General features: G+C 71.8%; 16 protein-coding genes. 12 read left to right on the plus strand and 4 right to left on the minus strand.

What is annotated here, in order from left to right; genetic code table 11:
- The first annotated feature begins 26 nt into the window (after window positions 1-26).
- On the plus strand, window positions 27-896 hold the full coding sequence (locus tag E1269_RS28445) for an LLM class flavin-dependent oxidoreductase (protein ID WP_131901002.1): 870 nt from the start codon (window positions 27-29) through the stop codon (window positions 894-896).
- Window positions 897-926: 30 nt separating this feature from the next.
- On the opposite strand, the gene E1269_RS28450 is transcribed toward E1269_RS28445, so the two are convergent.
- Window positions 927-2159: an MFS transporter gene (locus tag E1269_RS28450; protein ID WP_131901004.1), complete on the minus strand. Its 1233-nt coding sequence runs from the start codon at window positions 2157-2159 to the stop codon at window positions 927-929.
- A 66-nt stretch (window positions 2160-2225) separates the two neighbouring features.
- Here E1269_RS28450 and E1269_RS28455 point away from each other — a divergent pair, with 66 nt between their 5' ends.
- Window positions 2226-3230, plus strand: a complete 1005-nt coding sequence (locus E1269_RS28455) for an ArsR/SmtB family transcription factor (protein WP_203434163.1) — start codon at window positions 2226-2228, stop codon at window positions 3228-3230.
- Between the two features lie 3 nt (window positions 3231-3233).
- On the opposite strand, the gene E1269_RS28460 is transcribed toward E1269_RS28455, so the two are convergent.
- Complete coding sequence (locus E1269_RS28460; protein WP_131901006.1) at window positions 3234-4223, minus strand: type IV toxin-antitoxin system AbiEi family antitoxin domain-containing protein; 990 nt, start codon at window positions 4221-4223, stop codon at window positions 3234-3236.
- A 155-nt stretch (window positions 4224-4378) separates the two neighbouring features.
- On the opposite strand from E1269_RS28460, the gene metG reads away from it, so the two are divergent.
- The 5 genes from metG to E1269_RS28485 all read left to right on the plus strand — a co-directional run bounded on the left by metG (window position 4379) and on the right by E1269_RS28485 (window position 10202).
- Window positions 4379-5959 (plus strand): methionine--tRNA ligase, encoded by a 1581-nt coding sequence (metG, locus tag E1269_RS28465; RefSeq protein WP_131901008.1) that lies wholly within the window; start codon window positions 4379-4381, stop codon window positions 5957-5959.
- Between the two features lie 4 nt (window positions 5960-5963).
- Window positions 5964-6851 carry a TatD family hydrolase gene (locus tag E1269_RS28470; protein ID WP_131901010.1) on the plus strand — a complete coding sequence of 296 codons (888 nt, stop codon included), beginning with the start codon at window positions 5964-5966 and terminating at the stop codon, window positions 6849-6851.
- A gap of 344 nt (window positions 6852-7195) precedes the next feature.
- Window positions 7196-8326 (plus strand): resuscitation-promoting factor, encoded by a 1131-nt coding sequence (locus tag E1269_RS28475; RefSeq protein WP_131901012.1) that lies wholly within the window; start codon window positions 7196-7198, stop codon window positions 8324-8326.
- A gap of 74 nt (window positions 8327-8400) precedes the next feature.
- Window positions 8401-9273, plus strand: coding sequence for a 16S rRNA (adenine(1518)-N(6)/adenine(1519)-N(6))-dimethyltransferase RsmA (gene rsmA / locus E1269_RS28480; protein WP_131901014.1), 873 nt, complete (start codon window positions 8401-8403; stop codon window positions 9271-9273).
- Between the two features lie 26 nt (window positions 9274-9299).
- Window positions 9300-10202 carry a 4-(cytidine 5'-diphospho)-2-C-methyl-D-erythritol kinase gene (locus E1269_RS28485; protein ID WP_239001059.1) on the plus strand — a complete coding sequence of 301 codons (903 nt, stop codon included), beginning with the start codon at window positions 9300-9302 and terminating at the stop codon, window positions 10200-10202.
- A gap of 201 nt (window positions 10203-10403) precedes the next feature.
- On the opposite strand, the gene E1269_RS28490 is transcribed toward E1269_RS28485, so the two are convergent.
- Complete coding sequence (locus E1269_RS28490; RefSeq protein ID WP_131901016.1) at window positions 10404-11024, minus strand: dihydrofolate reductase family protein; 621 nt, start codon at window positions 11022-11024, stop codon at window positions 10404-10406.
- Between the two features lie 316 nt (window positions 11025-11340).
- On the opposite strand from E1269_RS28490, the gene E1269_RS28495 reads away from it, so the two are divergent.
- On the plus strand, window positions 11341-13092 hold the full coding sequence (locus E1269_RS28495; protein WP_131901018.1) for an ABC-F family ATP-binding cassette domain-containing protein: 1752 nt from the start codon (window positions 11341-11343) through the stop codon (window positions 13090-13092).
- A 76-nt stretch (window positions 13093-13168) separates the two neighbouring features.
- On the opposite strand, the gene E1269_RS28500 is transcribed toward E1269_RS28495, so the two are convergent.
- Window positions 13169-13795 (minus strand): M23 family metallopeptidase, encoded by a 627-nt coding sequence (locus tag E1269_RS28500; protein WP_162606674.1) that lies wholly within the window; start codon window positions 13793-13795, stop codon window positions 13169-13171.
- 510 nt (window positions 13796-14305) lie between these two features.
- Here E1269_RS28500 and E1269_RS28505 point away from each other — a divergent pair.
- The 4 genes from E1269_RS28505 (at window position 14306) to sucD (ending at window position 20514) form a co-directional block, all read left to right on the plus strand.
- Complete coding sequence (locus tag E1269_RS28505; RefSeq protein WP_131901022.1) at window positions 14306-14719, plus strand: cobalamin B12-binding domain-containing protein; 414 nt, start codon at window positions 14306-14308, stop codon at window positions 14717-14719.
- A 257-nt stretch (window positions 14720-14976) separates the two neighbouring features.
- On the plus strand, window positions 14977-18333 hold the full coding sequence (locus E1269_RS28510) for a phosphodiester glycosidase family protein (protein ID WP_131901024.1): 3357 nt from the start codon (window positions 14977-14979) through the stop codon (window positions 18331-18333).
- Between the two features lie 76 nt (window positions 18334-18409).
- Complete coding sequence (gene sucC, locus E1269_RS28515) at window positions 18410-19597, plus strand: ADP-forming succinate--CoA ligase subunit beta (protein ID WP_131901026.1); 1188 nt, start codon at window positions 18410-18412, stop codon at window positions 19595-19597.
- Window positions 19598-19611: 14 nt separating this feature from the next.
- A complete protein-coding gene (gene sucD, locus E1269_RS28520; protein ID WP_131901028.1) occupies window positions 19612-20514 on the plus strand; it encodes a succinate--CoA ligase subunit alpha in 903 nt (300 codons plus the stop codon).
- The last annotated feature ends 110 nt before the right edge of the window (window positions 20515-20624 follow it).

The following is a 20624-nucleotide window of genomic DNA, read 5'->3' on the forward strand; positions in this document are numbered from 1 at the left end:
AGAGCAACCGAGTGAGAGGTGCCCCCATGACAGCCCTGTACGGTGCCGCGCTCCCGGCGTCGGCGCGCCGGCTGCCCGAGCTGATCGAGGCGACCCGGATCGCCGAGGACCTGGGCGCCGACCTCGTCACCGTCTCCGACCACCCGTACCTGCCGAACGAGCTGGACGCCTGGACGCTGATCCCGCTGCTCCTGGCCCGGACCGAGCGGGTGCGGGTGTCGCCGAACGTGACGGCGCTGCCGCTACGGACGCCGACGGTGATCGCCAAGGCCGCGGCAACGCTCCAGTTCACCAGTGGCGGCCGGTTCGTGCTCGGCATCGGCACCGGCGGGCCGTTCGAGCGCATCCCCGTCTGGGGCGGCACGTGGCCGACGCACGGCGAGGCGATCGGCGCGCTGGACGAGGCGATCCCGCTGATCCGCCGGCTGTGGGGGACCGAGCCCGTCGACCACGAGGGGCGGTACTACCAGCTGCGCGGCGCGGTCGCCGGCCCCGCGCCCAAGCCTGCGCCGCCGATCTGGGTGGGCTCGTTCAAGCCGCGGATGCTGGCGCTGACCGGCCGGCACGCCGACGGTTGGCTGCCCACCAACGCCTATCTCTCGCTCGACGAGGTGCCCCAGATGCGGCGGGTCATCGACGACGCCGCCACGGCGGCGGGCCGCGACCCGTCGGCGATCCGGCGCGTCTTCAACGTCATGGGCGTCATCTCCGAGTCCGAGCCGGAGCGCAACGACCAGCTGTTGGTCGGGTCGGCGGAGTTCTGGGCCGACGCGCTGATCGACTATCGCGAGCGGCTCGGCTTCGACTCCTTCGTCTTCTGGCCGGTCCGCGGCGACACCCGGTCGCAGGTCGAGCTGTTCTTCGAGAAGGTGGTCGCCATGATCATCAACGGTTGACGACGCTATGACGTCGCCGACCGTTGATGATCAAGGGGGATCGCGCAGGGCCCGCAGCAGCACCGGTGCGGTGACCAGCAGGGCGATCGCCCGGACGGCGGCCGCGACCAGGTAGGGCGCCCGCAGCCCGAGCAGGTGCGCGACGAACCCGCCGGTCAGAGCGCCGAGCGGGGTGAGGCCCCAGCCGACCATGCGGTAGACGCCGGTGACCCGGCCCAGCAGGTCCGACGGCACCAGCCGCTGCCGCAGGCTGACGGTGACGACGTTCCAGAGCGTGGTGGCGAAGCCGGTGACGCCCAGCAGCGCGCCGAGGACCCGCGGGTCCGGGCTCAGCCCGATGCCGGCGAACGCGACCGCATTGGTGCCGAGCGAGCCGAACAGCGCACCCCGCACGCCGACCACCGCGATGACCCGAGAGCTGGTCAGCCCGCCGAGGACGCTACCAACGGCGGCCGCGGCCAGCAGCAGGCCGTAGCCGCGGGCGTTGAGCCCGAGGGTCTGGGTCGCCAGCAGCACCAGTGTCGCCGTCGCCAGCGCGAAGCAGAATGTGTTGAGCGCGAGCAGCACGGCCAGGGTCCGCAGCAGCCGGTGCCGCGCCAGCCAGCGCAGCCCGTCCGCGATCGCCGTGCGCACCGGCGGATGCCCGCCTCGTCCGGGCGACCCGGTCCGCGCGGCTGTCGGACGGCGCAGCGTGGCCAGCAGCAGCGCGGACACGGCGAGCGCGGCGGCGTCCACTCCGAACGGGAGCGCGACGGCGACGGCGAACAACAGACTCCCCACCGGCGGCCCCACGAACTGCTGGCCGACGGTGACGACCGTCTGGTGGTAGCCGTTCGCCCGGTGCAGCAGGGGCCCGGCGACCAGGTCGGGCAGCAGCGCCTGCGCGGCGGTGCCGGCAACGACCTGGCAGGCACCGAGCGCGAACGCCAGCAGCGCCAGCGCGGCCACGCCGAGCCGGCCGGTCCCGGCCAGCACGGCGACGCCGCCGACCAGGAGCGCCTGGATCGCCTGCGCCCGCCACGTCAGCCCGGCCCGGTCGTGCCGGTCCACCAGCACGCCGGCCGGGAGCGACAGCAGCAGCCAGGGCAGGTAGGTCGCCGCGGTCACCGCGGACACCAGCCGGGCGTCGTCGGTGAGCGTCGCCGCCAGCAACGGGACCGCCGCGGCGAACGCTCCCTCGCCGACCGCGTTCACGCCGGCCGCACCGGCCAGCCGCCAGAACGGGCCGGGCAGCCGGGGCCGCTCGGCGGCGGGTGGGGTCATGGCGGCATCGTCACGGCGGCGCGCGGCGGCACGACACGATGTAGCCCACTGCTACATACTCCGGGCATGGCGTTGACGGTCGAGGTGGGCGTGGCAGAGCTGGCCGCCACCCGGTTCGCCGTCTCCCCGCTGTCGGAGACGGTGGCCGCGCTGCAGCAGCTGGCCGGCCGGGACCGGCAGCCGGTGCACCGGCGGTGGCTGCGGTGGGCGACGGCGGAACTGGCCGGGCACCCCATCGACCTCTCACACACCTGGCCGCTGATCGTCAGCGACCGGCTCGGCTGGCCGGAGTTCCTGGTTCCCGCACCGGCCGGCCCGGGCACGTCCATCGACGACGACCTCGCGGCGCTGCGGCGCACCACACCCGCGCAGGTCCGGGCGAGCCTGCGCCGGGTCTTCGCCGACGAGCCGCCACCGGCGGCCCGCGACCTGTCGGCCCGGCCGGTCACCGGGCTGCGTGCGATCGCCGGGGAGCTGCGCGCCGCACACGACCGCCTGGTCGCGCCGCACTGGCCGCGTATCCGCGCCGTGCTCGACGCCGACGTCGCCTACCGCGCCCGCCGGCTGGCGATCGGCGGCGCGGCGGACCTCTTCGCCGACCTCCACCCGGACCTGCACTGGCACGACGAACGGCTGGTGCTCGACGGGGCGCGGTGGCGCACCGACCGCGTCGTCAACCGGGGCCCTGGCGGGCTGGTCCTGATGCCGGTCGTCCTCGGCTCGGCCTACGTCCTGATCAAGAAGAGCACGTCCACCCAGACGACGGTCCGCTACCCGGCTCGCGGCGCGGGTGCGCTGTGGACCGCCGGGGCGCGGCCGGCCCCGGGCGGTACTGTCCGGCTGATCGGCAGGGCCCGGGCCGAGCTGCTCGAGGCGCTGCGTTCGCCGGCGACCCCGACCGACCTGGCGCGCTCGCTCGGCGTCACCCCCAGCGCGGTGTCGCAGCACCTGCGGGTCCTGCGGGAGAACGGCCTGGTGGCCGGCGAGCGGTCCGGCCGCGCCGTCCTGTACTCGACGACGGCGCTCGGTGCGGCCCTAGGCGACGCCCCCGCTGCCACCGCCTCCCCATGATCATCAACCGACAGCGACCTCATGGCGTCGCCAACCGTTGATGATCATGGGAACGGGGCAGTCCGGGCCGCAGGCGCGCGGCCTGCCCGTCCAGCCTCGGTCCCGGAGCACGCGGCCCTGCTCGGCCGCGACGCCGCAGGGATCGCCGAAGACATCCGAGTGGCCGTATCGGAGCGTGGCACGGCCGTCGGAGGTGGCGCGGTTGTCGCGGCGACGGTCGCGGAACCGGCCGTCGTCGACGTGACCGACCCTGCCGTCCAGCTCGATGCGCAGTGCGTACCTGTCGTAGTCGACGTCGACCCAGATGACGCGGCTGCCGGCCACGCGCCGTTGGCGGTGCCCGCGCGGCATGGCGTGCGCGCGCTCGACCGCGCGTAGGTGCCGCAGCTCGAGCGGCGACTGTGCGCCCGCGGCGACGTCGCCGAGCATGCTCTCGAGCATCGGCCGCCAGCGGATCTTCTTGCGCCGGCCGAGCGCGTCGGCGAGCCGCTCCGGGGTGGTCAGTCGTCGCTGGCACGCCGACGTCACCCACGTCTCGACCTCACGCGGGCGCGCGGTGGCGTCAACGAGGTCGAGGACGGTGTCCTCGACTCGCGTGCGCGGCGGCGAGAGCGTGGGATGGCGGGTGTGGCACAGCCGATGCGCGTAGTGGAGACCGACGCCGTCGACCCGGCTGCGGACGTGCCGATCCGCGGGCAGCGTCACGTGGATGAGCGGCCCGGGATCATCACAGAGCCCGTCGAGGAAGGCAGCCGTACGGTGACTCGCGACGGCGCCGCGACCGGCCCGCAGGATGGCCGCCCAGACCTGCGCTTCGAACGGAAGCGGGCCGGTGAACGTCGCGTACACCCGCGCGTGGACCCGTTGCCAATGGCCGGACCGCACGAGCCAGCCCACGCGCCGCTGCGTCATCCCGGCCGCGACCGCCTGCTCCAAGCCGACGACACCGTGCTGCAGGGCTGCGAGGTCGATGAGGGTGACTGGCAGGACCACGCCGCCGAGCTTCATCCCGCGCCGGCCCGAACACCAGATGCAGAACGCGATCTGTGGACAACCGCCCGCCGTCTCCCATGATCATCAACCGACAGCGACGTCATCGCGTCGCCAACCGTTGATGATCATGGGAGGGGGCGGGCTACCATCGGGCCATGCCCAAGGCGTTCTACGTCACCACACCCATCTACTACGTCAACGACGCGCCGCACATCGGGCACGCGTACACGACGGTCGCCACCGACTTCATCGCCCGCTGGCACCGCCAGCGCCAGGAGGACGTCTGGTTCCTCACCGGCACCGACGAGCACGGCGAGAAGGTCCTGCGCACGGCCGAGAGCAACGGCACCAGCCCCAGGGCGTGGGCCGACCGCCTGGTCGAGACCGCCTGGAAGCCGGTGCTGCGCACCATCGACGCGTCGAACGACGACTTCATCCGCACCACCGAGGACCGCCACGTCGAGCGGGTCAAGGAGTTCATCCAGGGCCTGCACGACGCCGGCGAGATCTTCGAGGGGACGTACGAGGGCGCCTACTGCGTGGCCTGCGAGGAGTACAAGCAGCCGGGCGACCTGGTCGAGGGCACCGGCGACCAATCGGGGCTCCAACTGTGCTCAATTCATGGCCAGCCGGTCGAGATGCTCGCGGAGACCAACTACTTCTTCCGGATGTCGGCCTACACCGACCGCCTGCTGGACTTCTACGAGCAGAACCCCGGCTTCGTGCAGCCGGAGAGCGCCCGCAACGAGGTCGTGAGCTTCGTCAAGCAGGGCCTGCAGGACCTCTCCATCTCGCGGTCGACGTTCGACTGGGGCGTCACCGTGCCGTGGGACCCCTCCCACGTCATCTACGTGTGGATCGACGCGCTGCTCAACTACGCGACGGCGGCCGGCTACGGCGCGGACCGGGAGAAGTTCGACAAGACCTGGCCGGCCGACATCCACTTCGTCGGCAAGGACATCCTGCGCTTCCACGCCGTCATCTGGCCGGCCATGCTGATGGCGGCCGGGTTGCCGCTGCCGAAGAAGGTGTTCGCGCACGGCTGGTTGCTGGTGGGCGGCGAGAAGATGAGCAAGTCCAAGCTCACCGGCATCGCGCCGGCGCAGATCACCGACACGTTCGGCTCCGACGCCTTCCGCTACTACTTCCTGCGCGCCATCGCCTTCGGCAACGACGGTTCGTTCTCGTGGGAGGACATCGCCGCGCGGTACCAGGCCGAGCTCGCCAACGGGCTGGGCAACCTCGCCTCCCGGGTGACGGCCATGGTGGGCCGCTACTTCGACGGTGTGCTGCCGGCGCCGCGGACCGACGTCACCGACGCCGAGCGCACCCTTGCCACCGTCGCCGCTCAGGCCGCGAAGGAGGCCGACGCCGCCGTCGACCGGGTCGCGCCGCACGAAGCGCTGGCAGCGGTGTGGGTCCTTGTCGACGCCGCCAACGGCTACCTGACCGAGCAGCAGCCGTGGGCCGTCGCGAAGGACGAGAGCCAGCGGGAGCGGCTGGCCACCATCCTGTACTCCTCGGCCGAGGCGCTGCGCGCGCTGGCGGTGCTGCTCAACGCCGCCATGCCCAAGGCGTCGGCGCGGCTGTGGGAGTCGCTGGGCGCGGAGAAGGCGCTCGGCTCGCTGGCCGCACAGCCGGTGGGCGACGCCGGCCGGTGGGGTCAGTTGGTGCCCGGCACCGAGGTGACGAAGGGCGAGGCGCTGTTCCCGCGCATCGACCCCGACGCACAGTAGCTCCATGCGCACCAACCAGCGCCGGTCCGCGACGGACGAGGGCGGCCGGCGGCGCGACCGTTCCCGCCCGCCGGCGCCAGAGCCGCTGCCGTACCCCGTCACCGACACGCACTGTCACCTCGACATCGCCGATGCCGACGACGGCGACGAGCTCACCGTCGGCGACGCGCTCGCCGCGGCCGCCGCGGTCAATGTGACGCGGATCGTTCAGGTGGGCTGCGACCTGCCGAGCTCGACGTGGGCGGTCGCGGCCGCCGAGCGCTACCCGAGCGTCGTCGCCACCGTGGCCGTGCATCCCAACGAGGCGCCCGGGCTGGCCGAGCAGGGCCGCCTGGACGACGCGCTGGCCGAGATCGACCGGCTGGCCGGGTCCAGCCCGCGAGTGCGTGGCGTCGGCGAGACCGGCCTGGACCACTTCCGCACCGGGCCGGACGGCCGGGCCGCGCAGGAGGCATCCTTCCGGGCGCACGCCGAGATCGCCCGGCAGCGCGAGCTGGCGCTGGTCATCCACGACAGGGACGCCCACGACGACGTTCTACGGGTGCTGAACGACGTCGAGACGCCGGAACGTGTCGTATTTCACTGTTTCTCCGGGAACGAGACCATGGCGCGTGACGTCGCGGAGCGCGGCTGGTTCCTCTCCTTCGCCGGCCCGGTCACGTTCAAGAACGCCGCTGAACTGCGGGCCGCGCTGGCCGTCACGCCCCTGGAGAACGTGCTCGTCGAGACCGATGCGCCGTTCCTCACCCCGCACCCCTTCCGTGGCCGGCCGAACGCGTCGTACCTGGTCCCGGTCACGGTCCGGGTCGTCGCCGAGGTGCTGGGGGTGGACCTGGGGACGGTATGCCAGGCGCTTCGGAGCAACGCCGAGCGGGCTTTCGGCGCGTGGTGACGCAGAGTCGTCGCCGCTGGTCAAGCGTGTGTTCGCGGGGTGCCGCGGCCGGCGGGGAGCGGTCGCGGCGCGGCGGTGCGTCACCGGAGAGCGGGGTGTCACAACCGGGTCAGAATCTACCTATATGTCGCATTTATGGGCGTGGTTCGGTTGTCCGGCGGGCCGAGTTACGTTACCGTCCCGAGATTGTTAGCCGGGGTCGGGGAAGCTTCGGGTGGCACAGAGATCGGCCGGACACGCCGGCCGGCAGGCAGCGCGCGCACCATGCGACGCGATAGCTTGGCCGGTTGGTGACCGGCCGAGCCACGGGGTCCCGTGCCCGGGAGGTACGACCAAGGAGCACAGTGCGCCTGTCCGCGAAGACGATGGCGATCAACACCGCCGTCGTCGCTGCTCTGGTAGGCGGCGGAGTCGCCTACATCACGCTCGACAACGCCGTCACGCTCACCGTCGACGGCCAGGCCGAGACCGTGCACACCTTCGGCAGTAGCGTCGAGGACGTCCTCGACGAGCAGGGCATCGAACTCAGTGCGCGCGACGAGGTCATCCCCACGCTGGACAGTGCCGTCGAGGACGGCACAGAGATCTCCGTCCGGTACGCCCGTCAGATCACCGTGACCGTCGACGGCGAGGAGCAGGAGCTCTGGACCACGGCGCTCTCGGTCGACGAGGCGCTCGGCGACCTGGACATCCGGCACGAAGACGCCGAGATCTCCGTCGCCCGGTCGCAGTCGATCGGTCGTGGCGGTCTGGACTTCGAGATCCGCACCCCCAAGGAGATCACCGTCGTCGCCGACGGCGCCTCGAACCCGGTGACCACCACCGCGCTGACCGTGCGCGAGGCGCTCAACGACGTCGGCGTCACGCTCGGCGACCGCGACCTGGTGGAACCGACGCTTGAGTCCCCGCTGGACGACGCGCTCACCGTCACCGTACGGCGGGTCACCGTCGAGACCGAGACGGTCACCGCGGCGGTGCCGTTCGGAACCACCGAGCAGGAGGACGACTCCCTCGAGATCGGCACCGAGTCGGTCGAGACAAAGGGCGTCAACGGCTCGGTCGAGCGCGTGGTCGAGAAGACATACGTCGACGGCACGCTTCAATCCGAGAAGGTTCTCTCCGAGACCGTCGTCGCCGCACCCGTCGACGAGGTCGTGCTGATCGGCACCAAGGAGCCGGCCCCGCCCGCCGAGGACGAGGGCGACGGCGGCGGCGACGACAACGTCGACGGCGGCGTCTGGGACCGGCTGGCCCAGTGCGAGTCAGGCGGCAACTGGTCCATCAACACCGGCAACGGCTACTACGGCGGTCTGCAGTTCTCGCTGGGCACCTGGCGAGCCTTCGGCGGCTCGGGCTACCCGCACGAGAACAGCAAGGCCGAGCAGATCCGCATCGCCGAGAAGGTCCGCGACAACCGCGGCGGCTACGGCGACTGGCCGGCTTGCGCCCGCGAGCTGGGCCTGCCGCTCGGCTGAGGCCTGGAAGCGCAGCTGTCGGCGAACCGGCCGCCGGCCGGTGCGGCGCGGGGCAGTACGCTCGGCCCGTGCCGATGAGCGACGACACGTCCGTCGGCCCCAGACTCCTGGGGCCGGCGGACGTTCGCCGTCTGGCGGCCGAGCTCGGGCTGCGGCCCACGAAGTCCCTCGGGCAGAACTTCGTCATCGACCCCAACACAGTGCGGCGCATCGTGCGGGTGGCGGGCGTCGGCCCCGATGACGTCGTCGTCGAGGTGGGACCCGGCCTCGGCTCACTGACCCTGGCGCTGCTGCCGGTCGTCCGGCGCGTTGTCGCGGTCGAGGTCGACCGGCTGCTGGCCGGGCGGCTCCCGGCAACGGTGTCGGCGTACGCGCCCGCCGTGGCCGGCCGGCTGGAGGTCGTGCCCGCGGACGCGCTGCGGGTGCGGTCGCTGCCGGGCCCGCCGCCGACCGCAATGGTGGCCAACCTTCCCTACAACGTCTCGGTTCCGGTCCTGCTGCACCTGCTGGAGGCGTTCCCGAGCCTGTCCCGGGTGCTGGTGATGGTGCAGAAGGAGGTGGCCGATCGGCTCGCCGCGCCCCCGGGTTCGCGCACCTACGGAGTTCCGTCGGTCAAGGCGGCCTGGTACGCGACGGTGTCGCCGGCCGGTGCGGTCGGGCGAAACGTCTTCTGGCCTGCCCCCAACGTCGACTCCGGGCTGGTGCTGCTGGAACGCCGCCCGAGCCCGCTCAGCGCCGACCGGGCCGCCGTCTTCGCCGTCGTCGACGCCGCCTTCGCGCAGCGCCGCAAGACGCTGCGGGCGGCGCTCAGCGGCTGGGCCGGGTCGGCCGCCGCCGCGGAGGCCGCGCTGACGGAGGCCGGGATCGACCCGCGCACCCGCGGCGAGCAGCTCACCGTGGGCGATTTCGCCCGGATCGCCACGGCTGGTACCTCGATAGGCTCGTGAGTCGGCTTTCCGGTAGCGTCACCCTGGTGCTACAGGTGATCGCCCGCGTCCCGGCGAAGATCAATCTGCTGCTGGCGGTCGGCCCGGTGCGTCCTGACGGCTTTCACGAGCTCGCCACCGTCTTCCATGCCGTGTCCCTCTACGACGAGGTCACCGGCTCGTCCGACGACGGCGTCAGCGTCACCCTCGGCGGCCCGTACGGGACGCGCGCTCCGGACGGTGACGAAAACCTCGCGGTGCTGGCGGCGCGCGCGCTGGCGCGGCGGGCCCGGCCCGCCAGGCCGCCGGGCGTGCGGCTGGGCATCCACAAGGAGATCCCGGTGGCGTCCGGCCTGGCCGGCGGCAGCGCCGACGCCGCCGGCGCCCTGCTCGTCTGCAACCAGCTGTGGGGCCTGCGACTGTCCGACGCCCGACTGGCCATCGTTGCCGCGTCGCTCGGCAGCGACGTGCCGTTCTCGCTGACCGGCGGGACGGCTGTCGGCACCGGCCGCGGCGAGAGGCTGCGTCCCGTTCCCGTCGGGGGGCCGCTGCACTGGGTCCTGGCCTTCGCCGACGGGGAGCTGTCGACGCCGCAGGTGTACCGGCGGTTGGACGAGCTGCGCGCCGAGCGGTCCGCACCGGTGCCCCCGCCCGCGGTGCCCGACGACGTGCTGGCGGCGCTGGCGGCCGTCGACGCCCCCGCGCTGGCCGGGCTGCTCCACAACGACCTCCAGGAGGCGGCGCTGGCGCTGCGGCCGTCGCTGTCCGACACGCTGCGAGCCGGCGACGAGCTGGGCGCACTGGCGGGTCTCGTCTCCGGTTCCGGCCCCACGTGTGCCTTCCTGGCCCGCGACGACGCACACGCCGCGGCGCTGGCGTCCGGCCTCGCCGAGTCGGGCACCTGCGCGGGCGCCGTCGCCGTCGTCGGGCCCGCGCCCCTCGGCACGTGACGTCGCACCCGCCCGTCGACCGTTGACGGCCGCTGACGCCGGCGGCGGTGGCTGGACGCCGCGCTGGAGCTGGTCAGCCCCGCGCATCCTTGGCGAGCCCGGCTCTGAACGCACCGGATGCCGGGTTGTTGGCTACTACGACTCCTTCGACCACGACACGCTTCGATGCGCCGTTCGTGTCGTGCAACGCCGCCTTCCAGTTCAGGACCGCACGCGGTAGGTCACGTGCGTGACCAGTCTCGCTGGACGCGCCTTCACCTGCTCGAGCGTCAGCGGCGGCACGCCCTCGAAGAGCCGCGTGCCGGCGCCGAGCGTGAGCGGCACGATGTGCAGGCGCAGCTCGTCGATCAGGCCGGCGGCGAGGTACTGGTTGATGGTGGTCGCGCCGCCCATGATGGCGACATCGCCGTCGCCGGCCGCCGCGCGTGCCTGTGCCAGCGCCGACTCGATCCCGTCGGTGACGAAGTGGTACGTGGTGCCGCCCTCCATCGGCTGGGGCTCGCGTGCGTGGTGGGTGAGCACGAAGACCGGGGCGTGGTACGGCGGATCATCTCCCCACCAGCCGTTCCACTGGCGGTCCCACTCGCCACGCACCGGGCCGAACATGTTGCGCCCCATGATGAATGCGCTGGCGGCGGTCATCTCGTCGATCTCTTCCTGGTTCTCCTCGGGGGTCTCGGAGAACCAGGCGTGCAGCCTGTCGCCCCAGCCGTCGCCGCCGTCGTCGCCGAACGGGCGTTGCTCGGTCTGGTTGAGCCCGGCAGTGTAGCCGTCGGCCGACATGGTGATGCCACAGATCACCCTGCCCGTACCTGCGGTCATTGCCCATTCCTCCTCATAGCGACCTCCGTCGATTTCGCGGTGAGCTTGCGTGACAGGGTTCGCCCGCTTTCCCGATCTGTTTCCGCTGGGCAACTGTTTCCGTCGAGGGACAACTGTGTCCTACGGATACAATTTTCGCAAGCCTCACTGTGGGCGGGTCCGTCCCGTCGTTGGCTCACCGGACGAGCCGCCGGCGTCGCGCGTTACCCGTGATCCCGAGTGCCCGATGTGTCACCAGGCGATGTCGACGCACCGGCGCGAGCAGGTGGGTGGGAAGAACAGGCACTACTGCCCGGCGTGAGAAACTGGTGTCGACATGGCGCCCCGCAACCTCATCAACCTCGAGTCGGCCTCGCTGGCCTACGGGACCCGGCACATTCTGGACGGTGTCTCGCTCGGGGTCGCCGAGGGTGACCGCATCGGCATCGTCGGGCGCAACGGCAGCGGCAAGTCCACGTTGCTGCGCGTCCTGGCCGGCCTGGAGTCCCTCGACGCCGGCCGGGTCAGCCACACCGGCGGGTTGACGCTGGCGCGGCTCGGACAGGGCGACGAGCTCGACCCGGCGGCCACCGTCGGGCAGAGCGTCGTCGGCGACCGACTCACCCACGAGTGGGCCGGCGAGGCCCGCATCCGCGACGTGCTGGCGCACCTCGTGCCCGGCCTCCCGATGGACGCGCCGGTCGGCCCGCTGTCCGGCGGTGAACGACGGCGGGTGGCGCTGGCCCGCCTGCTGATCGGTGAGCACGACGTCGTCATGCTCGACGAGCCCACCAACCACCTCGACGTCGAGGCCATCGACTGGCTGTCGCGGCACCTCGCCGCCAGCAGGCGCTCGCTGGTGATGGTCACGCACGACCGCTGGCTGCTCGACACCGTCGCCACCACCACCTGGGAGGTCGCCGACGGCGCCGTACACGCCTACGACGGCGGCTACGCCGCCTACGTGCTGGCCCGGGCCGAGCGCGTCCGGGTCGCCGCGGCCGACGAGGCGCGCCGGCAGAACCTCCTGCGCAAGGAGCTGGCCTGGCTGCGTCGCGGTCCGCCGGCCCGCACCTCCAAACCGAGGTTCCGCATCGCGGCGGCCAACGCGCTCATCGAGAACGAGCCGCCGCCGCGGGACCGCTATGAGCTGGCCCGGATGGCCACGACCCGGCTGGGCAAGAGCGTGTTCGACGCCGAGGGCGTCACCGTGTCGCTCGGCGGGCGCACGCTGCTCGACGACGTCACCTGGCGGCTCGGCCCCGGCGACCGTGCCGGCATCGTCGGCGTCAACGGCTCCGGGAAGACGACGCTGCTGCGCCTGCTCGGCGGCGAGCTCACGCCGGACGAGGGCCGGGTCAAGGTGGGCCGCACGGTCGCCGTCGCGCACCTGGAACAGGAGGTCGCCGGCCTCGACCCCGCGCAGCGCGTGCTCCAGTCCGTCGAGGAGGTCCACGGCGAGGTCCGGCTCGGCAGCGGCGACAGCCTCACCGCGGGGCAGATGTTGGAGCGGTTCGGGTTCTCCGGGCCGCGCCAGTGGACTCAGATCGGCGACCTCTCCGGCGGCGAGCGGCGCCGCCTGCAGCTGCTCCGGCTGCTCATGGGCGAGCCGAACGTGCTGCTGCTGGACGAGCCGACCAACGACCTCGACGTCGAGACGCTCACCGTGCTCGAGGACGTCCTCGACGGCTGGGCCGGCTCCATGGTCGTCGTCAGCCACGACCGCTGGTTCCTCGAGCGCGTCACCGACGCCGTGTGGGCGCTGCTCGGTGACGGCCAGCTGGTCCAGCTCCCCGGCGGCGTCGACCAGTACCTGGATGTGCGCCGGACCCAGGCGGAGGCCGTGCCGGCGCCGTCGTCGTCTCGTGCCAGAACCGGCGACACCCGGGCGGCCCGGAAGGAGATCGCCCGCATCGAGCGCGAGCTGGACAAGCTCGACCGGCGCGAGAAGGACCTGCACACGCGCATCGCCGACAACGCGACCGACCATCAGAAGGTCCTGGAGCTCGACACCGCGCTACGGGCGGTGGCCGGCGATCGCGAGTCGCTGGAGTCACGCTGGCTGGAGCTGGCCGACGAGGTCGGCTGAGAGTCAAGGCGCATGGCTACGCGCCGGCCGGGTAGTCGGTCCGGCAGTGAGAACGTGCGGTGAAGGAGGCGATGCGTCAGATGCCGATGCCCTGCTCCTCGAGCCAGGTGCGGGGGTTGACCGGGTCGCCGCCGTCGGGGTGGACCTCGAGGTGCAGGTGCGGACCGGTGGAGTTGCCGGTGGAGCCGACCTGACCGATGACCTCGCCGGGCGCTACCTCGCCGGAGCGGAGCACGAACCGCGAGAGGTGGCAGTACCAGACGACGGTGCCGTCCCAGTGCTCGATCGCGATCTTGTTGCCGTACGGGCCGTCGTACTCGGCGAAGACGATCTCGCCGGAGGAGATGGCGCGAACCTCGGTGCCAGTCGGGGCGGCGAAGTCCAGGCCGGTGTGGCGGTTGCTCCACATGGAGCCGCCGGCGCCGAAGCCCGCGCTGATGCGGTAGTCCGACAGCGGGGCCAGCCAGCGTTTGGCCTCCCGCTCGGCGCGTGCCGCAGCCTCGGCCGCTTCGACGCGCTGCTGCTCGACGATGCGCGTGTGCGCTTCCTGAGCGGTCTCGGTGGCCTCGGCGGTGAGCGACTGCTCGGCCGCGGCGAGGGTGTCCAGGGCGCCTCCACTGGAGGCGGCGACCTGCCCCTGCGGGCGCTGCGCGATCGCGTTGAGATCCTCGGGGTCGGTTGGCGAGCCGGCCGCATGTGGCATGGCCAGAGCGCCGGAAGCCGCTGCCGCAACAGCTACGGAACCGACCACCGACGGGACACTGACGTGCCTGCGGCGGCTACGGTGACGCCCGCTGCCGGAGCGTTGCGACACGCCAGAACCTTTCACCGGAGACATGGACTCGGAGGACGATAACCGCCCCCTAGGGGTCCTGCCAAACGCCCCCGCCCAGGCGTTTCCGGTGATGATCACGGTCTGTGACGGTGGAAACGCGGGGCGTGACCTCGTGATCAGGCCGTGACCTCGAAGGACGACGGTTCCTTGATCGACCTTGAGGTTGGACGTTCGGTGACTCTCTGTGACATGTGATCTGCGTCACATTTGCCGTCTTCTCATCCAGGCGGTTGAGGTCCATCATCCGGACGGCTGGTGGCCCGTCGGCCACCTGGCGTTCGCCTTCCGGACACCGTGCACCCGCCGAGGCGTCTATCGCGGTCACGGCGAGTTACTGTGCAGTCAGCCGTCGGAACAGAGCCGCTCCTGGAGGTAGTCATGGCAGAGGGTCGTCCACTGCGGGTCGTAGTGGCCAAGCCCGGTCTCGATGGCCACGACCGCGGCGCCAAGATCGTGGCCCGTGCGTTGCGTGACGCCGGCGTCGAGGTCATCTACACCGGCCTGCACCAGACTCCGGAGCAGATCGTCGAGGCCGCAGTCCAGGAGGACGCCGACGCCGTCGGCCTGTCCATCCTCTCCGGCGCGCACATGACCCTGTTCAAGCGGGTCCTCGAGCTGCTGGCCGAGCGCGACGCCTCCGACATCGTCGTCTTCGGCGGTGGCATCATCCCCGAGGCCGACATCCCGCCGCTGACCGAGCTGGGTGTCGCCAAGGTCTTCACCCCCGGCGCGCCCACCCAGGACATCGTCGCCTGGGTCCACTCCCTCCGCGACCGCGCCGAGGCCTCCTGACCCCGTAGCACTACCCGCCTCGCCCGCTCGCGTGGCCGGCCTCGGGCCCAGCCTCTCGTGTTGCTCATGGCCTAGAGACATCACCAAGCGTTCTCGCGCCTCACCAGGCTTGCAAGCATGGTGAAGCACACACAATCCTCGTGATTTCCCGCCGGGCTAGTCCGATTCTGTCCGCTGTCGGTAAGGTTTGCCGGAAATTCACCGGTATGCGACTCGGCGCTCGGTCGTGGGTCGTCCGACACCGATGAGGTGGCTCCGTGTTGAATCGACGCGCTCGCGTGATCATCCCCGCCGCCGTCACCGCGCTGATCGCAGCCGCCACCGCGGTCACGACGCCGACAGCGGTGGCGGTCGATCCGGACGACCTGACCAGGCCGGGGGAGTCGGTCCTGGTCGAGACCGGCAACGAGACGATCGCACCGGGGATGGAGCTCACCACGTTCTCCCGGCTGGAGGACGGCGGCTGGAACGCCGGCTCGGTCCTGGAGGTCGACCTCGACGCCGGTGTCACGCTCGACTACCAGTACTCGGGTGAGGTCACGCGGACGGCCACGGTGCGGTCTCTCGCCGAGGCGAGCGGCGCGACCGCCGCCATCAACGGCGACTTCTACGACATCAACAACTCCAACGCTCCGCTGGGCGCCGGGGTCAGCCGCGACGAGGGCATGGTCACCGCGCCGACGGCGGGCCACGAGAACGCGCTCGCCGTGTCCAGCGAGGGAGCGGTCCAGCTGGCGCAGGTGTTCCTGGAGGGCACGGCGGTCACCGGCGACGGCGTCAGCCTGCGGCTCGCGGGCGTCAATACCTTCCGGCTCCCAGCCGACGGCATCGGCGTCTTCACGTCCGCGTGGGGCGAGTACACCCGCGCGAACACCGTGGACGGGGCCGCCGGCAAGGCCGAGGTGGCCGTCGTCGACGGCGTCGTGACCGCGGTCGGCACCACGCTCGGTGTCGGCCCGATCGCCGCGGACACCATGATCCTGGTGGGACGCGACGCCGGCGCGGCCGCGCTGCTGGAGCTGCAGCCGGGTGACACCGTGGACGTCACCTACGCGCCCCGGTCCGACCTCGGCGAGGTGGCGGTGGCCGTCGGCGGCAACCACATGCTCGTCGACGACGGCGTCCAGCGCACGTTCACCGACACCGAGCCGGCCGCGCGGTCCGCCGTCGGGCTGTCGGAGGACGGCCGCACCATGTATCTGGTGTCGATCGACGGCAAGCAGGCGCACTCGCGCGGCATGACGCTCACCGAGACCGCCGAGGTCATGCACGACCTCGGTGCGTACGACGCGCTGAACATCGACGGCGGCGGATCGTCCACGCTGGTGGTCCGCGACCCGGCCACCGACGACCACGCCGTCGTCAACAGCCCGTCCGACGGCAGCGAGCGCTCGGTCTCCAACGGGCTGGCGCTGTTCGCCGCCGAGGGTTCCGGCGAGCTCGACGGGTTCCGCGTCACCGCGGGCGCCGTCACCTCCGACCCCGACGGCACCGCCGACGGGTACAGCGACGACGGCATCGACCGGGTGTTCCCCGGACTGACCCGGACGGTCCAGGCGCTCGGGCACGACGAGACCTACGCTCCGGTCGCGGCCCGGCCGCGCTGGCAGAGCTCGGATCGCCGCGTCGCGACCGTGACCCGTGACGCCGACGGCACCGCCACCGTCACCGGCGTCCGGCCCGGCGAGGCGGACATCGAGGCGAGCCTGCTCGGCGCCGACGGCGAGGTCGAGATCACCGTGCTCGGCGAGCTGCGCCACATCGAGCCGACCGCCACGCTGGTCCCGCTGGGCGGCGCCGACGACACCGGCCGGGTCGAGCTGACCGGCTACGACGTCGACGGCTACCGGGCGCCGATCGAGCCGGCGGACGTGACGGTGGCCGGGGTCGACGGCGTGGTGGAGCTCGTGCCCGACGGCGACGGGTTCAGCGTGCGGCCGCTGACGGACAACGGCTCGGCCCTGGTGAGGCTCGAGGCCGCCGGCGTCGAGACCAGTGTCGCGGTGACGATCGGCCTGGAGGAGGTCACCGTCGCCGACTTCGCCGACGCCGCGGACTGGACCGTCGCGTTCGCGCGGGCGACCGGTACCATCGCGCCGGCCCAGGGCCCGGACGGCCGCGATGCGGTGGAGCTGACCTACGACTTCACCGGCCCCAACACCCGGGCCGCCTATGCGATGCCGCCGGCGCAGTTCTCCATGCCGGGACAGCCGCAGGCCGTCAACGCCTGGGTCGAAGGCGACGGGCAGGGCACCTGGATCCGGATGCGTGTCTACGACCGCAACGGCACACTGCTCACGCTCAACGGCGGCTACACGACGTTCACCGGCTGGCAGCAGCTCACGTTCCCGGTGCCGCCGGGCACCGAGTACCCCTTGACCTTCCGCGACATCTACGCCGTCGAAGCCTCCGGTGCGCGCAGCTACCACGGCACGACGTCGTTCAGCGACATCAGCGTCGAGATCGCGCCGGAGGTGGACCTGCCCGTCGAGGACCGGTTCGAGGACCCCGTCATCGTCACGAACGGCACCGTCGACGACGCCGCCCAGCAGATCGCGGTCATGAGCGACTCGCAGTTCGTCGGCCGCGACCCCGGCAGCGACATCGTCGCCGCCGCTCGGCGCACGCTCCAGGAGATCGTCGCCGCCGACCCGGACGCCCTGGTCATCAACGGCGACCTGGTCGACGAGGCGGCGCCGATCGACTTCGACCTGGCCCGGCAGGTGCTCGACGAGGAACTGGCCGGCGTCGACTTCCCCTGGTACTACGTGCCCGGCAACCACGAGGTGCAGGGCGGCCCGATCGACAACTTCGTCGCCGAGTTCGGTGCCACCCAGAACACCGTCGACATCGAGACCGACGACGGCACCACCCGGATCATCACCCTGAACTCCGCGTTCGGGACGCTGCGCGGCGGTGGCTTCGACCAGATCGCCCAGCTGCGCGCCGGTCTGGACGAGGCCGCAGCGGACCCTGAAGTCACCGGGGTGCTGGTCTTCGCCCACCACCCGCCGAACGACCCGCTGCCGACGGCGAACAGCCAGCTCGCCGACCGGCGCGAGGCCGCGATGCTCGAGACGTGGTTGGCCGACTTCGAGGCCGCCAGTGGCAAGTCCGCGGCGTTCGTCGGCGCGCACGCCGGGGTGTTCGACGCCAGCTCCGTCGACGGGGTCCCGTTCCTGGTGAACGGCAACTCCGGCAAGGGCCCGGCCAGCACCCCGGACCACGGCGGCTTCACCGGATGGACGATGCTCGGCCTGGAGCCGTCTCACGGCGACCACGGCGACGACGACGCCTGGCTGCGGGCCGAGGTCATCGCGCGGGTCGACGCGATCGCGCTGGATGTCCCGGCGACGCTCGCCGTCGGGGCGACCGGTTCCGTTTCGGCCACCGTCGACCAGGACGGCGTGCGTACCGTGCCCGTCCAGTGGCCGGTGTCGGCGCTGTGGGGTGGCGACGGCGTCCACGTCGGCGCCCCGGCGGATGCCCCGCGGGACGCCGTTGTCGCCGTCGACCCGGCCGCCGGCACGATCCAGGGCTTGCGGTCCGGGACGGCCACAGTCACCGTCACGGTCAACGGCTGGACGGCCACGCGGGACGTCACCGTCGGCTGATCACCGGGAGGGCGCGTCGGCCGTCGCGGCGAGCGGGATAGGCTGCGCTCGGACCGAGACTGAAGGATGGATTCGCGTGGACCTGATGGAGTACCAGGCGAAGGAGCTCTTCGCCAAGCACGGAGTACCGGTGCTGCCGGGAACCGTGGTCGAGACCGCTGATGCCGCCCGGGACGCCGCGGCCGCGATCGGCGGCCAGGTCGTCGTCAAGGCGCAGGTGAAGACCGGCGGGCGCGGCAAGGCCGGCGGCGTGAAGCTGGCCGAGGACCCGGACGAGGCGGCCGAGAAGGCCGGGGCGATCCTCGGCATGGACATCAAGGGCCACCAGGTCCACCGGGTGCTCGTCACCCTGGCCAGCGATATCGCGGAGGAGTACTACGTCTCCTTCCTGCTCGACCGCGCCAACCGCACGTACCTGGCGATGGCCAGCGTCGAGGGCGGCGTGGAGATCGAGCAGCTTGCGGTCGAGCGGCCGCAGGCCCTGGCGCGCATCCCCGTCGACGCCCTGACCGGTGTCGACACGGCGAAGGCAGCCGAGATCGCCGATGCGGCAGGGTTCAGCGCCGACGTTCGCGACCAGGTCGTCGCGCTGCTGCAGACGCTGTGGACGGTGTTCACCAGGGAGGACGCCACGCTCGTGGAGGTCAACCCGCTGGTGAAGACGCCGGACGGGAAGGTCGTCGCGCTGGACGGCAAGGTCAGCCTCGACGACAACGCCGAGTTCCGGCACGAGGACCACGCGGCGTTCGAGGACAAGGCCGCCGCCGACCCGCTCGAGGCTCGGGCCAAGGAGAAGGACCTCAACTACGTCAAGTTGTCCGGCGAGGTCGGCATCATCGGCAACGGCGCGGGCCTGGTCATGTCGACGCTGGACGTCGTCGCGTACGCCGGCGAGCAGGTGGGCGGCGTGAAACCGGCCAACTTCCTCGATATCGGTGGCGGCGCGTCGGCGGAGGTCATGGCCAACGGGCTGGAGATCATCCTGTCCGACGACGAGGTCAAGAGCGTCTTCGTCAACGTTTTCGGCGGCATCACCGCGTGCGACGCCGTCGCCAACGGCATCGTGCACGCGTTCGAGCTGCTCGAGAGCCGCGGCGACCAGGTGACCAAACCGCTGGTCGTCCGCCTGGACGGCAACAATGCCGAGGAGGGCCGCCGCATCCTGTCCGAGTTCGCCGCGAAGGCGCCGGAAGGGCTGATCGAGCAGGTCGACACGATGGACGGCGCCGCGCGACGCGCGGCCGAGCTCGCGGCAGCGAAGTAGGGGCGACGGCAACCATGGCAATCTTCCTCGACGAGAACAGCAGGATCATCGTCCAGGGCATCACCGGCGCCGAGGGCACCAAGCACACTCAGCGGATGTTGAAGGCAGGCGCCAAGATCGTCGGCGGCGTCAACGCCCGCAAGGCCGGCCAGGAGCTCGACTTCACCGAGTTCTCACCGGAGGCCATGCTGACCGTGTACGGCACCGTCGCCGAGGCGATGGAGAAGACCGGTGCCAACGTGTCGGTGGCGTTCGTGCCGCCGAGGTTCACCAAGGACGCCGTCATCGAAGCAGTTGATGCGGCGGTGGGCCTCTTGGTGGTCATCACCGAGGGCGTCCCGGTCCACGACACCGCGGAGTTCTGGGCCTACGCGTCGTCGAAGGGCAACAAGACCCGCATCGTCGGCCCCAACTGCCCCGGCGTCATCAGCCCCGGGAAGTCCAACGCCGGCATCATCCCGGCCGACATCACCGGGCCCGGCCCGATCGGCCTGGTCAGCAAGTCCGGCACGCTGACCTACCAGATGATGTACGAGCTACGCGACATCGGGTTCTCCACCGCTGTCGGCATCGGCGGCGACCCGGTCATCGGCACCACGCACATCGACGCGCTGGAGGCGTTCGAGGCCGACCCCGACACCAAGGCCATCGTCATGATCGGCGAGATCGGCGGTGACGCCGAGGAACGGGCCGCGGCGTACATCAAGGAGCACGTCACCAAGCCCGTGGTCGGCTACGTCGCCGGCTTCACCGCACCGGAGGGCAAGACCATGGGCCACGCCGGCGCCATCGTGTCCGGCTCGTCCGGCACCGCCGAGGCCAAGAAGGAGGCCCTCGAGGCCGCCGGGGTCAGCGTCGGCAAGACCCCCAGCGAGACCGCCCGGCTGATGCGCGAGATCTACCAGCAGCTCGGCTAGGCAGTCCCGCCCGTTGATCATGGAGAAGTTCATGATCCATCGGTCGGGGAACCTGACCTAGTCCATGATCAACGGGGCCAGTGGGCGGCGGGCCAGGGGTGGGGTACGGG

It is taken from the genome of Jiangella asiatica, assembly GCF_004349065.1.
In the GTDB taxonomy this organism is placed as follows: domain Bacteria; phylum Actinomycetota; class Actinomycetes; order Jiangellales; family Jiangellaceae; genus Jiangella; species Jiangella asiatica.

Bases quoted from the DNA above. Each gene is read 5' to 3' on its own strand.
- sucD (WP_131901028.1), top strand. From the start codon at position 19,612: ATGGCAATCTTCCTCGACGAGAACAGCAGGATCATCGTCCAGGGCATC.
- E1269_RS28470 (WP_131901010.1), top strand. From the start codon at position 5,964: ATGCGCACCAACCAGCGCCGGTCCGCGACGGACGAGGGCGGCCGGCGG.
- E1269_RS28505 (WP_131901022.1), top strand. From the start codon at position 14,306: ATGGCAGAGGGTCGTCCACTGCGGGTCGTAGTGGCCAAGCCCGGTCTC.
- E1269_RS28490 (WP_131901016.1), bottom strand. From the start codon at position 11,024: ATGACCGCAGGTACGGGCAGGGTGATCTGTGGCATCACCATGTCGGCC.
- E1269_RS28500 (WP_162606674.1), bottom strand. From the start codon at position 13,795: ATGCCACATGCGGCCGGCTCGCCAACCGACCCCGAGGATCTCAACGCG.
- E1269_RS28445 (WP_131901002.1), top strand. From the start codon at position 27: ATGACAGCCCTGTACGGTGCCGCGCTCCCGGCGTCGGCGCGCCGGCTG.
- E1269_RS28450 (WP_131901004.1), bottom strand. From the start codon at position 2,159: ATGACCCCACCCGCCGCCGAGCGGCCCCGGCTGCCCGGCCCGTTCTGG.
- E1269_RS28455 (WP_203434163.1), top strand. From the start codon at position 2,226: ATGGCGTTGACGGTCGAGGTGGGCGTGGCAGAGCTGGCCGCCACCCGG.
- rsmA (WP_131901014.1), top strand. From the start codon at position 8,401: ATGAGCGACGACACGTCCGTCGGCCCCAGACTCCTGGGGCCGGCGGAC.
- metG (WP_131901008.1), top strand. From the start codon at position 4,379: ATGCCCAAGGCGTTCTACGTCACCACACCCATCTACTACGTCAACGAC.
- E1269_RS28495 (WP_131901018.1), top strand. From the start codon at position 11,341: ATGGCGCCCCGCAACCTCATCAACCTCGAGTCGGCCTCGCTGGCCTAC.